Here is a 14817-nt window from a genome sequence, read left to right as displayed (position 1 = left end):
TACATGACGACAACAAGTAAATTGCCTAGCATGGCAACACGTAAAATTTAAAACAACAAAGGAAGAATGATGTTAGCTCACGATGCAGATTTAGAACTTTTTAAAGATAATTTTAAGCGCTTTATGCAAGAGCATGTTGCCCCAGATTATGACCAATGGGAACGTGAAGGCATTATGCCGCGCACAGTATGGAATAAATTGGGTGAAAATGGCTTTTTGTGTGTAGATGTGCCTGAGCAATATGGTGGCTATGGTGTGTCTACCCATTATTCTTTAATGTTGGTGGAAGAGTCTGCTCGTGCAGGATATGGGGCACTTTCTACCGCAATTTCATGTCATTCTGAAATTGCTGCACCTTATATTTTGCATATTGGAACAGAACAGCAAAAACAATATTGGTTGCCGAAAATGGTTACTGGCGAAGTCGTGGGTGCGATTGGGATGACTGAGCCCGGTGCTGGATCAGATTTACAAGCAATTCGTAGCACTGCAATTTTGCAAGACAATCATTATGTGCTGAATGGTTCGAAAACTTTTATTTCAAATGGACAACATGCTGACCTCGTGGTCCTTGCAGTGAAAACGGATCCGCAAGCACGTGCTAAAGGGGTGTCATTGCTTTTATTAGATACCCATTTAGATGGATTTAAGAAAGGAACCAATTTAGACAAGATCGGGTTGCATTCTCAAGATACCTCAGAATTATTTTTTGATAATGTGCAAGTACCTAAGGATCAGTTATTGGGTCAGGCTGGACATGGATTTAACTATCTGATGCAAGAGTTACCGCGTGAAAGAACAGCGATTGCCGCGACGGCTTTAGGTGCTATTCGTGGGGCACTGGATGTGACCACGCAATATGTACAAGAACGTCAGGCCTTTGGACAAAAGATTGGTCAATTTCAAAACACGCGTTTTGTACTGGCACAGGCAAAAATTGATGAACTGGCAACAGCAGCCTTTTATAACCAAAATTTAGAACTTTATATGCAAGGTAAACTTGATGTAGAAACAGCCGCAGCATTAAAAAGTTTTTCAACCGACATGCAAATGAAAGTTGCAGATCAATTACTACAATTATTTGGTGGCTATGGTTATATGACGGAATATCCAATTTCCCGCTTCTATGTCGATGCTCGAATTCAGCGGATTTATGGCGGAACCAATGAAATTATGAAAGAAATTGTCGCGCGTGGAATGCTTGGCCGCTAATAATATAAAAGAGCCGAAAGGCTCTTTTTGACTTAAAGTTTAAGTACAGTCAAACTTTCGCGAATAAAGGCGGGTAGATCTTCTGGGGAACGCGAAGAAATATACAAATTATTGTCATTTACCACAGCTTCGTCATAAAACACCGCACCTGCATTAAGCAAATCAACAATAACAGATTTCATGGTGGTCATACGTCGACCTTTTACCACGCCTGCGTTAATCAGTAATTGTGGACCATGACAAATACTCATGATCGGTTTTTGTGCATTGGCAAAGCGGCGGACAAAATCGACATAGCGTTCATCTGCCCTTAAATTATCTGGTGAATAGCCACCAGGAATAAGCAAGGCATCAAATTCATGGACTGTCACATCATCAATGCTTAAATCAATAGTGACGGAATATCGGCGTTTTTTTCCATAAACAATATTGCCTGCTTTGTTTTCAATATTAATTACACTATGGCTCGCGGCACGAAAGGCTTCAACGGGTTCGACATATTCCATGTCTTCAAAGTCATGTGTGACTAAAACTGCAATTCTTTTTGGCATTGTTATTCTCCGAATAGCATTTTTAAAATTAAAATAACAGACAAATTGTGAAATACATCATATTAATTTGTGGTTAAATTGTGATCAATTGAGGTAGGTGCTAGACAATTTGTTTTTATTTATAAGTTTGATTCAAAATTAGAGGTATTCAGTTTTAAATATCAAACAAATATTTTGTGTATTGATTGTAATTACAAGAATATCAAGAAGAGTGTTTAAGAATCGCATCATCAGAATCAACCAGATATTGATTATCTTGTAGCTCAGCTTGAAATCTTAAATTTAGTCCATCACTTTTATACTCAGCATTTAAATATTTCGGGCTAGTGGCTTGAAAACAAGGTAAATCCAAAGTTTATTGCATACCATTTAATTGAAGTCTTGATATACTGTCGGCATTCACGTTTTCGAAGGGCGAAATAACAATGATCAACGACGATCAAAACACTACGACTTCTCTGGACTTGACCAAGATTCGCGAAGATATTGATTCTGTCGATCAACAGATTCAACAACTGATTAATCGTCGCGCGCGCTTGGCCGAAGCAGTAGCAAAAGCAAAGTTTGCCTCTGAAGAGAATCCAATGTTTTACCGTCCTGAACGTGAAGCACAGGTTCTGCGTAATGTGATGGAGCGTAATGAAGGTCCTTTGTCCGATGTAACAATGGCGCGTTTATTCCGTGAAATTATGTCAGCGTGCTTAGCCTTAGAAGCTCCACAAAGTATTGCTTTCTTGGGGCCAGTAGGAACATTTACACATTCTGCTGTACTTAAACATTTTGGTCAGGATGCTGTAGTTCGCCCGTTGCCAACGATTGATGAAGTATTCCGCGAAGTTGAAGCAGGCAGTGCCCACTATGGTTTGGTGCCAGTTGAAAACTCATCTGAAGGGGTCGTAAACCATACTTTAGACTGTTTTAAATCATCTACTCTCAATGTGATTGGTGAAGTGGAACTGCGTATTCATCATCAATTCTTAATTTCTGAAAATACTCGCAAAGATAGTATTAAGCAGATTTATGCACATCAACAAACCTTGGCACAGTGCCGTAAATGGTTAGATGCACATTATCCAGGTGTAGAACGTGTTGCACTCAATTCAAATGCAGAAGCGGCGCGCCGTATTCGTAATGAATGGCATTCGGCTGCGATTGCATCTGATGTTGCTGCAAGTATTTATGATTTAGAAATTCTGCACAGTAACATTGAAGATAATCCTGAAAATACGACACGTTTCTTGGTGATTGGTCGTGAAAAAGTGCCACAAAGTGGTAATGACAAAACCTCTTTATTGATTTCGGCACATGACCGCGCGGGTGCATTACTTGAAATCTTAGCACCTTTTGCAAAACACCAAATTAGTTTGACCAGTATTGAAACACGTCCTGCTTTACCAGAAAAATGGGCGTATGTGTTCTTCATTGACCTTGAAGGGCATATCGAACAAGAAAATGTGAAAGCGGCAATTGAAGAAATTCGTCCTTTAGTCAAAGAAGTGCGTGTATTGGGTTCTTATCCAATCGCTGTGCTATAACATTCGCCATAAAAGATGGTGTTGCTGTCTCGCATATTGAATCTAACCTAAAATTTGGAATAGGTATTGATATGTTGAGACTGCTTGCAAAAATCTTTAAGTTAAACAAACTTAGACATGACAATATCGTTGAAATGCACTTGCCAAAGTGTTGGGTTTAGAGGCGAAAGCATAAAAGATGACACAGCCATTATTTGAAAAAGTTGCATTTATTGGACTTGGCCTGATTGGTTCAAGTCTGGCTCGTGTAATAGTTGCTGAAAAATTGGCGAAACAAATTGTCGCATCAACGCGTTCAAGCAAAACCTTGGAAGATGCAAAAGCTTTAGGCTTAATTACCGAGGGCTTTAGTAATCCAGTCAATGCTGTTCAGGGTGCTGATTTGGTGGTACTTGCTTTGCCTGTACGAGCAACTGAAAAAGCTTTAGCGACGATTAAGCCTTATTTATCTGATAATTGCATCATTACCGATGTGGGAAGCACCAAAGGTAATGTTGTCGATGCAGCCAAAGCTGTCTTTGGCGAAACGCTGCCTGCTGGTTTTGTACCAGGCCATCCAATTGCGGGGGCTGAACATACGGGCGTACATGCAGGTAAAGTCGATTTATTTGCACATCATAAAGTCATTCTGACGCCTCTTCCAAGCAGTGCGCCTTGGGCGGTTGAAAAACTGATGATGCTTTGGCAAGCGGCAAAAGCAGAAGTCATTTGCATGGATGTGGAAAAACACGATGAAGTGTTGGCGCATACCAGTCATTTACCGCATTTGATGGCTTTTAACTTGGTCGAACAATTGGCCAATCGAGCAGATAATTTGGATATATTCCGTTATGCTGCGGGTGGTTTTCGTGATTTCTCACGTATTGCGGCCAGTGATCCACAAATGTGGCATGACATTTTCTTTGCCAATAAAAAAGCCATTTTAAATGCTGTAGATGGATTTGAACAACAACTTGCTGTACTCAGAAAACTGATTGAAGATGAAGATTCGCCAGCCTTAATGGGCTTGCTTGGCAATGCTCAAGCTGCGCGACAACATTTTAATCATATGTTAGCCAAGAAACCCCTGATGGAGAAAAATAAGGTGACACAACAATTTACCATTTTGCCAGGCCCTAAGACGTTCCAAGGTAAATTTACCGTGCCTGGAGACAAGTCTGTGTCTCACCGCTCTATCATGTTTGGTGCGATTGCAGAAGGCACGACCCATGTAACAGGTTTTCTTGAGGGTGAAGATGCTTTAGCGACGTTACAAGCCTTCCGAGATATGGGTGTGAGTATTGAAGGTCCTAAAAATGGTGAAGTGACCATTCATGGCGTTGGCATGCATGGTCTAAAAGCACCTGCGGGCGCCTTGTATATGGGCAACTCAGGCACATCTATGCGTCTTTTATCAGGGATGCTGTCTGCACAAAAATTTGATTCAGTCATGACGGGTGATGCCTCTTTGTCAAAACGCCCAATGGAGCGTATTGCGAAACCGTTACGTGAAATGGGGGCACAAATTCAAACCACAGGTGAGCGTGGTACACCGCCAGTATCGATTACTGGTAGCCAGCCTTTAAAAGGCATTCACTATGATTTACCAATGGCTTCTGCTCAGGTGAAATCAGGCATTCTATTGGCAGGTTTATGGGCAGCAGGTGAAACTTCTGTGACTGAGCCAGAGCCAACACGTGACCATACTGAGCGTATGTTGCGTGCTTTTGGTTATGAAGTGAAAACTGAAGGTAATCATATTTTGCTGCAAGGTGGTGGTAAGTTGGTTGGTACAGATATTCAGGTGCCATCTGATATTTCTTCTGCTGCATTCTTTATGGTTGGTGCTGCAATTACTGAAGGTTCAGATGTGATACTAGAAGCTGTAGGCATTAACCCAACGCGTACAGGTGTGATTGAAATTTTGAAGCAAATGGGTGCTGACCTCACTGTTGAAAATGAACGTATTGCAGGTGGCGAACCCATTGCAGATATTCGTATTCGTGGCAGTCGTACTTTAAAAGGTATTCATATGCCTGAAGACCAAGTACCACTAGCGATTGATGAGTTCCCAGCGTTGTTTATTGCTGCAGCTTGTGCTGAAGGGCAAACTGTACTTACAGGTGCAGCAGAATTGCGTGTGAAAGAATCTGACCGTATTCAAGTCATGGCAGATGGTTTAAAAACTATGGGCATTGACTGTACTCCGACAGAAGATGGCATCATCATTGAAGGTAAAGGGAAATCTGGTGACTGGTCAGCGATTTTCACTGGCGGTGAGATTGAATCCCATCATGACCACCGTATTGCGATGAGCTTTAGTATGGCTGGCTTACGTAGTTCAGGTGAGATTAAAATTATGGGTACAGAAACTGTTGCAACTAGTTTTCCGACATTTACTGAACTAAGCAATCAAGCAGGTTTAGCGATTCAGGTCACTGAATAAGCGTTATGACTCAACAAGTCAGTTATTTATGATTTAACAGCCAAGCAAATGCTTGGCTGTTTTGTTTTTATTGCTTATGCTAAAACCATAAAACAAAAATGCCTTTAGGTAGAGCTATGCGAAAATTACAATTCACGGCCAATTACGAGCAGCATCAACATATCGTGGAAGCAAATAACCAATGCCATATTACCCAAGAATATGTGGCAGATTTATTGGTAGGTAAGCTGAATCAATATGGATTTCATACCTTGCCGCAAAGTGGTGATCATGTTGCTGTAAGTGTAGATAATCACGCTTTACCTTTATCCATTACCTGTCAAAGTTCAGATCAAGAAGGGCATTTGGTTTGTGAGATTACCTCATATCCAACCGAGGATCAGGATTGGTTGGATCGTATTACGGAACAAAGCTTATTGAATCAATTGGCACAAGCTGTTGAAAATACCTTGAAGCAAGACACTACCTTTAGTGAGTTTGAGTGGCAGTGAGAGAACAAAGTAGCACTCAAACTCAATCATAGATCGGCTTAACTCATATACGGCTTACCCAATTAAGTTGTAAAAGGTAGTACTTTGCTGTTTCAATCCAAGATGTTTTTGATGTTATACCGCAATCACACGCAGTTTAGCTCGCTATGACATGGGATGTACCAGAGTCTGATGAACAGTTCCGCGAAGTGTGGATGTCATGGTTACAAAAGATGCAGTCTCAGGACGAATTGGTTTTTGTTATAAGAGATCAAAACACTCGCGAGTTTATTAGGTTATGTGGTCTACATCGTCTAAAGAGTGAAGCGCCGACTGTTGGAATTTGGGTAAAAGAGCAGCAGCATGGACATAAATTTGGAAGAGAGGCTGTTGAAACTTTGATTAAATTCGCGTTTGAAGAGTTAGAGTTACGATAGCTATATTATCCTGTAGCCGAAGAAAACTGGGCGAGTCGAAAAATTGCCGAAGCTTTGGTTGGTAAGATCATAAAGCACTTGGCCCAAAGAAAATATATGGCTGTGATTTATGAAATCAGTCAGCACGTTGCTTAAAGATTTTGTTGATGAAAGCAGAGTTTCATTCAGTACTTAAAAGCTCTGCTAAATGTATCATCATTCATTCAGTAGATACGCTGAATGAATGATAGAGCTTAAAAAAGAATTAAAAGGAAAAATTATTAAAATAAGAATGTAGATTTTATTCCACACGTAACCAAGTTTGACTACGGCCTACAGCGGAAACACCGAAATAGCCACGTAAAAAGAGTTTTTTACTATTCGCACTCACCTTGCCTTTTAAGCTATACATCTTTCCAGAAACAGGATCAAGAATTTTACCGTTGCTGTAATTGATTTCATCTGTAGTTTTTAAACCAGAGATTACCTGCATGCCAACAATAGGTTTGTTGGTAAACGGTGGTGGGCAATTGGTACAGAATTCTTTCGGTGAATAACCTGCTCTAGGTGTGAGTTTGATGACTTTTCCTGCGTAAGTGTTATTTGATTGCTTTTCAATTTTTACCAGAGCTTTGGGCTCACCCGTTTTGTCATCAATAAAGTGCCAAGTACCAGTAATATCCTGTGCAAAGCTTGATGTAGTGGCTAAAGCAAGTAAAATTGCCCCAAAAAATGTTTTCATAGAATCGTTGACCGCAGTTTTGAAATTTAAAAGTGGAAAGCTAAAGTATTGATTGTATAATTAATTATTTAAATAATGATGTGCATAAAATGCCAAACCCTCCACCGAAATAAATATTTTATATAAGTTCTCGCCAAGAATTTATTGGTGTGAGCTCAAAATTATTTATTCAAAGTGGGGGTGTTCAAGAAAGAAATCACATGACAACAGGGAATGATTTCTTTCTTGATATTTGCAGATTAAACCAGTAAGAAGCGTGAAATCGCAATACGTAACTGTTTTAAATACCCAGTAAAGAAGTGATTCGCACCCGGTAAAACTGTAACCAAATGACGCTGAGGCTTTGCCCAAGCAATCATATCTGAAAGTAAAGTGACTTCGTCTGCTTCACCGTGAATAAACAGAATATCGCCTTTAAGATCAGGAGTTTGATAGTGACGAACACCTGCAACAGTCGCAGTCGGCAAACCACACAAGATAGTTTGAATAGATCTGAGTTCACTTGGTAAAGCATCGTAGCATTTTGCCATGACATGTGCACCAAAGCTAAAGCCGCCCGCATAAAAAGGTAAGCCAACATGCTGTAAACGCGCATGATGAATAACTTTTAATACATCGTCAGTTTCACCATGCCCTTCATCATGAACACCTTCACTCTGACCTGAGCCACGGAAGCTTGGACGATAAACCACACAGCCATTTTCAGCTAAAATTTGAGCCAAAAGTGCTGGAACTTTATGTTGTGGCGTGCCGCCTTGCAATGGGTGAGGGTGGCAAATTACCGCGAATCCTTTCACTTCGCCTTGTGGATAATCAACGAAAACTTCAATTTGACCCACTGGACCGGGAATGAAAATTTGCTCGGACATAAGATAAATGGATTAATAGCAGGAGAATCCGCTATTTTACCGATTATGATCAGTAAAAACACAGATTGGAAAAAAAATAAGTCTACTGTTATAGTCTGTTTAATTATTTTTTAATCAAATTGTATATGCTCGCCTTAATTTCTCCTGCTAAGACTTTAGATTATGAATCTGCACTTCCAACTGACCAATACACTTTACCAAGACTGCTAGAGCATTCACAACAACTTATAGACGTAAGTCGTAAACTATCTGCTTCAGAAATCGCCAATTTAATGAGTGTCAGTGAAAAAATTGCACAATTAAATGTAGCACGCTTTAATGACTGGCAACCTGAGTTTAATTTTTCCAACGCTCGTCAGGCCATTTTTGCTTTTAAAGGCGATGTCTACACGGGGTTAGATGCTTATGATTTAACTTTGCAAGATTTGGAATTCGCACAAACCCATTTACGCATGTTGTCGGGGCTTTATGGTTTATTACGTCCTTTGGACTTGATGATGCCGTACCGCTTAGAAATGGGCACCAAATTAGCCAATGCGCGTGGTCATAACTTATATGAGTTTTGGGGTGACAAGATTACGCAATTGATCAATGCGGACTTGGCGCAGGCGAATTCCGATTTATTGGTGAATTTGGCTTCAGATGAATATTATAAGTCTGTAAAACAAAGCAAAATACAAGCGGAAATTATTAAACCAGTATTCTTAGATCAGAAAAATGGTAAATACAAGGTCATTAGTTTTTATGCGAAGAAAGCACGTGGCTTAATGGCTCGTTATATGATTGAAAATCGATTGAATCGCGTAGAGGATTTAAAATATTTCAACACCGATGGTTATTATTTTGATGCGACCAGTTCAATTCAAGGCGAGCTGGTCTTTAAGCGTGATGAACAAGTAGCTTAAAAATAAGCCCCTTAAACAAAGGGGCTTTTTAATTTAGCCAACCCAACCACTTGGCGTATCTTGAATAAGCGGTTGTGTAGATGGTGGAGGAGGTGTTACAGCTCCTTGGCAGCCAACCAAGTAGTATGATGTAAGTAAGATCACTAGAAACGTACGCATAAGCACCTCATTTAACGAAACAAAATAGATTTCATCTACCCTCTGGATTGCCTTGTTCGCTAGATGCTTTATATACAGTTGAACCAATTGACGAAGCTGTCTATGCATTGTTAAGTGCATATTAGACTCATGATTCAGTCAAATAAGATCTGATGAATGACTTATAACTCACTCAAATTCATCAAAGCTGAGCACATTTCATGTTGTTGTATACAAGCATAGCGCAAGTCAACAAAACAGCATTCTTCATGTGAAGATCTGACTTTTTAGAGTAGCGGAATATCGCCAATCAGAATCTTTGGGCAAGATCATACTTTAGAGATAGATTTGCTCAATGTAAGTAAAGCAAACTTGATCAGGACAGCGTTTTAGTGTCCGAGGAGATATCAAGTTATTTAATCTAGGAATTAAGTCAGCAAGAAACTGGTTATAGAAAGACCAGATTCGAAAAGAATGTAGCTGGGTAGATTAATAAATGAAGTATAACATGAAAATTCACGTATTAATCGTTTATTATTAAAGCACTTTCATATTCTTCTGCCTCTGATTGGCAACATATTGAAAGTGCTGATAAAGAAATTTTAACTGTTGTAGAGGTTCAATTGCATTAAATACCTTTAAAGGCTTCAATTGCCCGCTGACGACTGGATTTTAAATCTACAATCGGGTGGGGGTAGTTCAGTTTTAAGTTTGCGTTCTTGGCAAATGGTTCATGAATACTTTTGGCATCGAGATGGGCTAATTCAGGAACCCATTTGCGAATATAGTCGCCATTAGCATCAAACTTTTGTGATTGGCTAATCGGGTTAAAGATACGGAAATAGGGTACAGCATCTGTACCTGTAGATGCACACCATTGCCAACCGCCATTATTTGCCGCTAAGTCGCCATCAATTAAATGTTGCATAAACCATTGTTCACCAAGCCGCCAGTCAATCAGTAAGTTTTTACATAAGAACATTGCAGTGATCATACGGACACGATTGTGCATCCAGCCCGTGGCAAGCAGTTGTCGCATTCCTGCATCAACAATCGGGATGCCAGTCCGTCCTTGTTGCCATGCCGCTAAATCTTCAGGTGCATCACGCCATTGAATATATTGGGTACTTGCTTTGAAAGGTAGGTGCTTAGATACCTGCGGAAAGTCATACAAGATATGTTGATAAAACTCACGCCAAAGCAGTTCATCTAACCATGTTTGCTGTCCTAAATTTTCAGGGAGGAAATGTCCTTGTTGCGCGCTGAATAGGGCTTGAATACATTGGCGAATGGAAAGCATACCAATGTTCAAATAAGCCGATATTTGACTAGTACCCTGTGAATGAGGAAAGTCTCTTTCATTATGATAGTAGCTAACTTTATTTTTAATGAAATCATCTAAGCGTTGTAAGGCATAGTCTTCACCGACAGGCCATTGAGTTTCAAAATCAGCATCAAGTGTATTGCTCCATAATTCAGCGAGTTTAGGAACCTTGCTATCTATCATGAGATTGATAGGTGCTTGAGCGATGGGTCTTGGGTAGCACTGGGGTAGACTAATCCCGAGTGCTTCGTAACAGGCTTTTTTAAAGGCACCAAAGACTTGATAGGGATGCTGTGATTTATTCCGAATGGAACCAATTGGGAAAAGCGTACGATCTTGATAAAGTTTTAATGATTTCTCATGTTGCTGGAGTAAATTTTGAACTTCGCTATCACGCTTTAATTCATTTACACCCAACTCAATATTGGCATGAATCGTTTGCACTGCATGTGCTGTGCTTAAATTTAGTAGTGCTTGAGGAATATCCTTCCACAAAGGCACTTGTTGAATGATGAGAGGAATATTCAGTTGCTGGAGTTGTTCTTTTAATGAATGTAATTGACGTAAGTAAAAATCTATTTTAACAGGCGCATCATGGTGAATAGCCCACTGTTCGGGAGACAAGACAACCACAGCAATACAGGAGTCAGTTTGCGTGGCATACCAAAGAGCAGCATGGTCTTGTATACGTAAATCTTGTCGGAACCAAATCAATTGCATGAGCTTAGTACTTGAATAAACAACTTATCTTGATTCTAAAACGATTTGCTAAAATTCAGTAGGATGAGATGTATAAAAATAAAACACTAGATGTAAAAAAAGGGCAAAGTTAAATTTGCCCTTTTTTGATCGGTCGATCTTAGTGGTGATGACCGCCCGCACCGTGTACGTGACCGTGATCTAATTCTTCTTGAGAAGCTTCACGGATTTCTACGATTTCAACTGCGAAAGTTAAGTCTTGACCAGCAAGTGGGAAGTTTGCATCAACGATTACGTTTTCGCCTTCAACTGCTTTAACAGTAACGATTTGAACGCCGTCATCAGTTTGAGCTTGGAATTGCATACCTGCTTGAATGTTGTCAACGCCTTGGAACATTTGCGCTGGAACTTCTTGTACTAGGTCTGGGTTGTATTCGCCATAGCCTTCAGCAGCAGGAACGTTAACAGTGAATTTTTCGCCTACTGTTTTGCCTTCAAGCGCTTTTTCTAAACCAGGGATAATGTTGCCCGCACCGTGCAAATATGCAAGTGGTTCACCTTGAGATTGGTCGAGAGTTTCACCCTCTGCGTTAGTCAATGTGTAGTGGAAAGAAACCACGTGGTTATTTGCAATAGCAGTCATGTTATTGATCCATTCAATTTTTAAGGGTACATCATAAAGTGAAAAGCAGAATTTGTTGACTGTATTTCATCAAAAATTCTGCAATTTGTACTTTTTTACGACATTTTAAAGTTAATAAGGGCAGTTTAAAAAAATTCAATGCAATTTAATATTAGGTGCCAGTTTTTTGTTCATTGCATCTTTTGCCATAAAATAAGCGGTGCGGGTATATCCATGTAAAGTTGCTTGATGCATACGATATAACGAGATATAGAGCGATTTCGCCACCCAACCTTGCACATTCACTTGCCCGAGTAATTCTCCTACAGCTTTATGATGACTTAATGACACCAGAGAGCCCTTATCTGCAAATTTAAACATCGGTTGTGCTTTGTTTTTAATTCGTGCGGACATTGCACTGACCAAGAAATGGGCTTGTTGACTAGCCACTTGTGCACGTGGCCCAAGTACAGGTTCATCGGCAATCGGTTGGCAATGTGCACAATCACCAAAAGCAAAAATATTCGGGTCTGTTTTCGTTTGTAGGGTCGCGTAGACTTTTAAACGGTTTAAATGATCTTTTTCAAATTCTGTCAGTTGTTGAAATACTTTAGGGGCTTGAATCCCTGCACACCAAACTTTTAGGTCTGCGGGAATGCTGGCACCATGAGCGAAATAAATGTGTTTTTTATCAATTTTGCTGACCCGCTTATGAGTCAAAACTTGAATATTGGCATGATGGAGCTCGCGTAAAGTATGTTGTGATATTTTCTCTGACAGTGCAGGTAAAATGCGGTCTGCAGCTTCAATGAGTGCGATTTTTACCCGCTTAGGATCTATTTTATTGAGTCCATATTGATGGAAACTTTGTGTGCTTTGCACCAGTTCGGCTGCCAATTCAACACCCGTTGCACCTGCACCAATAATGGCAATATTCAAATCCGTGGGCGAAGATTGGGTTTGCGCGGCCACATATAAGTGCAAAAGTTGTTGCTGAAATTGTTCGGCTTGTACGCGACTGTCTAGAAAATGGCAATGTTCACGTACGCCTTCTGTGTTGAAGTCGTTCGATGTAGAGCCGAGGGCAAAAATAAGCGTGTCATAGCGAAGAGAATAGTGCTGCCGATCTTCGTTCGCACCAGAAAGTGGCTGTTCTAATAAAATACTTTTATGTCCACGATCTAATTCAGTAAAGCGACCTAAAACAAATTCATAGTTATGTTGTGCTGCATGAGCATAATAATTCAGTTCTTCAGTGTGGGCATTCAGTGCGCCAACTGCAATTTCATGTAAAAGCGGTTTCCAGATATGCGTTAGGTTTTGGTCGACCAAAGTAATTTGAGCTTTTGCATGTTTGCCGAAATGTTCTCCTAATAAAGTGGCAAGTTCTAATCCTCCAGCACCACCACCCACAATCACAATTTTATGTAGTTCGTTCATTTTGACGGACCTATTTTATTATTAAAAAAAAGAAGATGGCTTAACATGCCATCTTCTTTTATTCAGTGTGTTGAAATTGTTTTACAAGTTACAACAACTTACATAAACCAAACTAAAGCATTTAACTTTAATGGAGTGGATAAATTTTCACTTTAAAATCATCTGAACCAAAAAAGGGAAGAATGTGTTTGATCCAGAGCAGAAAACGCTCGAATACATTTGCTTCTTCAATTTGAACATCATCTTCAATTGCAATCGTACGAATCAGTCGATTGTTCTGATAAACATGCACGGTCGCCAACTGCATGACTTTTGCTAGTGGAGCAGTCAAAGCATGCTCATTCATTTCAATATTTAAATGTGTTTTTGTTTCTGCCAAAGGGTCAACAGGATGTAAGCTGCCATCACCTGTATTGAGCATAATACGCTGATTAATCTTGTCGTAAGTGCTTAAGTCAATTGCATAAGGTTGGTCGTACAAAGATGTTGTAATCAGTTCAGGTGCTTGAGTTTGGACTTTGAACATTTTCAGTGTGGATTTCACCACGGGCAGTTCTGCAATCAGTTGCTTGTTTTTAATGGCAATTTCATTGCGTGTGTAGGTATATGCCAAATTCATCAGGTCATGAGCCACTTCTGCACGTTTTGCAGCACTCTTAGTTCCCATGACCACAACCACTAGACGACGATTTGGCGCATCAGGATTCATGCTTGGACGATTTGCTGTAAGGGCCAGATTATAACCTGCGGCTTTGGTGTAGCCTGTCTTTAAGCCATCAACGGTAGGGTCTATTTTCAAGACTAAATTAGTCGCATGGTGATAGCGTTGATTATAGCTAAAGCTTTGTTGCTTGGAATAATACAAATAGCCTGGCGTTTGTTTGGTGATGGCTTGCCCCAACTGGGCTAAATCATTTGCAGAGGAATAATGCTCAGGCATGGTAATTCCTGCTGGGTTTTGAAAGTGAGTGTCTTTCATGCCGAGCGCTTTTGCTTCCTGATTCATACGCTCTACAAACTTTGGGATACTACCTGAAATACGCTCGGCAAGTGTCACGGCTGCATCATTTGCCGACATCACAATTAAACCCGACAGAAGTTGATCTACCGAAATTTTTTCGCCTTCCTTTAGGTACATTTGTGATTCATCCCACATGACCGTTTTTACAACAGGTGTGGCTGTGAGTACCTCATCTTTACGTAAATGTCCTGCTTGAATTTCTTTTAGCGTAATATAACCAACCATCATTTTTGTTAATGAGGCAGGTGCACGCTGTGCATGGCTATTATGTTCAGCAATGACTTGCCCAGATTGTGTGTCTAAGATCGTCCATGATTCGGCTTGGACACTTTCGGGAACTAAGTTCAGGAGCGTTGCATTTGCAAAAGAAGAACAGAGCAAAGCAAATAGAGCGAGGAGGTAAGTGAAACGTTTCAAAGGTATTCCTATCAAGCTAATCCATCAGCAA

At 40.2% G+C, this 14817-nt stretch carries 14 protein-coding genes; 6 read left to right on the top strand and 8 right to left on the bottom strand.

Annotation, left to right across the window (positions count from 1 at the left end; translation table 11 throughout):
* Positions 1-69: 69 nt before the first annotated feature.
* Positions 70-1212: an acyl-CoA dehydrogenase family protein gene (locus E0H82_RS05555; RefSeq protein ID WP_131263721.1), complete on the top strand. Its 1143-nt coding sequence runs from the start codon at positions 70-72 to the stop codon at positions 1210-1212.
* Between the two features lie 32 nt (positions 1213-1244).
* Here E0H82_RS05555 and E0H82_RS05550 read toward each other — a convergent pair whose 3' ends face one another.
* The gene (locus E0H82_RS05550; protein WP_131263720.1) at positions 1245-1763 is read right to left on the bottom strand and encodes a type 1 glutamine amidotransferase domain-containing protein; all 519 of its coding nucleotides are present in this window, start codon (positions 1761-1763) and stop codon (positions 1245-1247) included.
* 425 nt (positions 1764-2188) lie between these two features.
* Here E0H82_RS05550 and pheA point away from each other — a divergent pair, with 425 nt between their 5' ends.
* From pheA to E0H82_RS16670, 4 genes are all read left to right on the top strand, one after another.
* Positions 2189-3298 carry a prephenate dehydratase gene (gene pheA, locus E0H82_RS05545; protein ID WP_131263719.1) on the top strand — a complete coding sequence of 370 codons (1110 nt, stop codon included), beginning with the start codon at positions 2189-2191 and terminating at the stop codon, positions 3296-3298.
* Between the two features lie 178 nt (positions 3299-3476).
* On the top strand, positions 3477-5723 hold the full coding sequence (locus tag E0H82_RS05540; RefSeq protein WP_131263718.1) for a bifunctional prephenate dehydrogenase/3-phosphoshikimate 1-carboxyvinyltransferase: 2247 nt from the start codon (positions 3477-3479) through the stop codon (positions 5721-5723).
* Between the two features lie 116 nt (positions 5724-5839).
* Positions 5840-6214: a hypothetical protein gene (locus E0H82_RS05535; protein ID WP_131263717.1), complete on the top strand. Its 375-nt coding sequence runs from the start codon at positions 5840-5842 to the stop codon at positions 6212-6214.
* Positions 6215-6360: 146 nt separating this feature from the next.
* Positions 6361-6630, top strand: a complete 270-nt coding sequence (locus tag E0H82_RS16670; protein WP_228258628.1) for a GNAT family N-acetyltransferase — start codon at positions 6361-6363, stop codon at positions 6628-6630.
* Positions 6631-6910: 280 nt separating this feature from the next.
* On the opposite strand, the gene E0H82_RS05525 is transcribed toward E0H82_RS16670, so the two are convergent.
* Positions 6911-7351, bottom strand: coding sequence for a DUF2147 domain-containing protein (locus E0H82_RS05525; RefSeq protein ID WP_131263716.1), 441 nt, complete (start codon positions 7349-7351; stop codon positions 6911-6913).
* 239 nt (positions 7352-7590) lie between these two features.
* Entirely contained in the window at positions 7591-8220 is a 630-nt protein-coding gene (locus E0H82_RS05520; protein WP_131263715.1) for an alpha/beta hydrolase, read from the bottom strand.
* Positions 8221-8345: 125 nt separating this feature from the next.
* Here E0H82_RS05520 and yaaA point away from each other — a divergent pair, with 125 nt between their 5' ends.
* Positions 8346-9125 carry a peroxide stress protein YaaA gene (gene yaaA, locus E0H82_RS05515; RefSeq protein ID WP_131263714.1) on the top strand — a complete coding sequence of 260 codons (780 nt, stop codon included), beginning with the start codon at positions 8346-8348 and terminating at the stop codon, positions 9123-9125.
* Between the two features lie 33 nt (positions 9126-9158).
* Here yaaA and E0H82_RS16745 read toward each other — a convergent pair whose 3' ends face one another.
* From E0H82_RS16745 to E0H82_RS05495, 5 genes are all read right to left on the bottom strand, one after another.
* Positions 9159-9284 carry a hypothetical protein gene (locus tag E0H82_RS16745; protein ID WP_265937188.1) on the bottom strand — a complete coding sequence of 42 codons (126 nt, stop codon included), beginning with the start codon at positions 9282-9284 and terminating at the stop codon, positions 9159-9161.
* 607 nt (positions 9285-9891) lie between these two features.
* Positions 9892-11307, bottom strand: a complete 1416-nt coding sequence (locus E0H82_RS05510; protein ID WP_131263713.1) for a cryptochrome/photolyase family protein — start codon at positions 11305-11307, stop codon at positions 9892-9894.
* Between the two features lie 139 nt (positions 11308-11446).
* Positions 11447-11929, bottom strand: a complete 483-nt coding sequence (locus tag E0H82_RS05505) for an FKBP-type peptidyl-prolyl cis-trans isomerase (protein ID WP_131263712.1) — start codon at positions 11927-11929, stop codon at positions 11447-11449.
* Positions 11930-12064: 135 nt separating this feature from the next.
* The gene (locus E0H82_RS05500; RefSeq protein ID WP_131263711.1) at positions 12065-13348 is read right to left on the bottom strand and encodes an NAD(P)/FAD-dependent oxidoreductase; all 1284 of its coding nucleotides are present in this window, start codon (positions 13346-13348) and stop codon (positions 12065-12067) included.
* Between the two features lie 127 nt (positions 13349-13475).
* Positions 13476-14786 (bottom strand): D-alanyl-D-alanine carboxypeptidase family protein, encoded by a 1311-nt coding sequence (locus tag E0H82_RS05495; RefSeq protein WP_131263710.1) that lies wholly within the window; start codon positions 14784-14786, stop codon positions 13476-13478.
* Positions 14787-14817 lie beyond the last annotated feature (31 nt).

The sequence above is a fragment of the Acinetobacter sp. ANC 4910 genome (assembly GCF_004331035.1).
Taxonomy (GTDB): domain Bacteria; phylum Pseudomonadota; class Gammaproteobacteria; order Pseudomonadales; family Moraxellaceae; genus Acinetobacter.
Note: the sequence above shows the minus strand (reverse complement) of the source record. Positions and strands in the feature narration are given on the sequence as shown.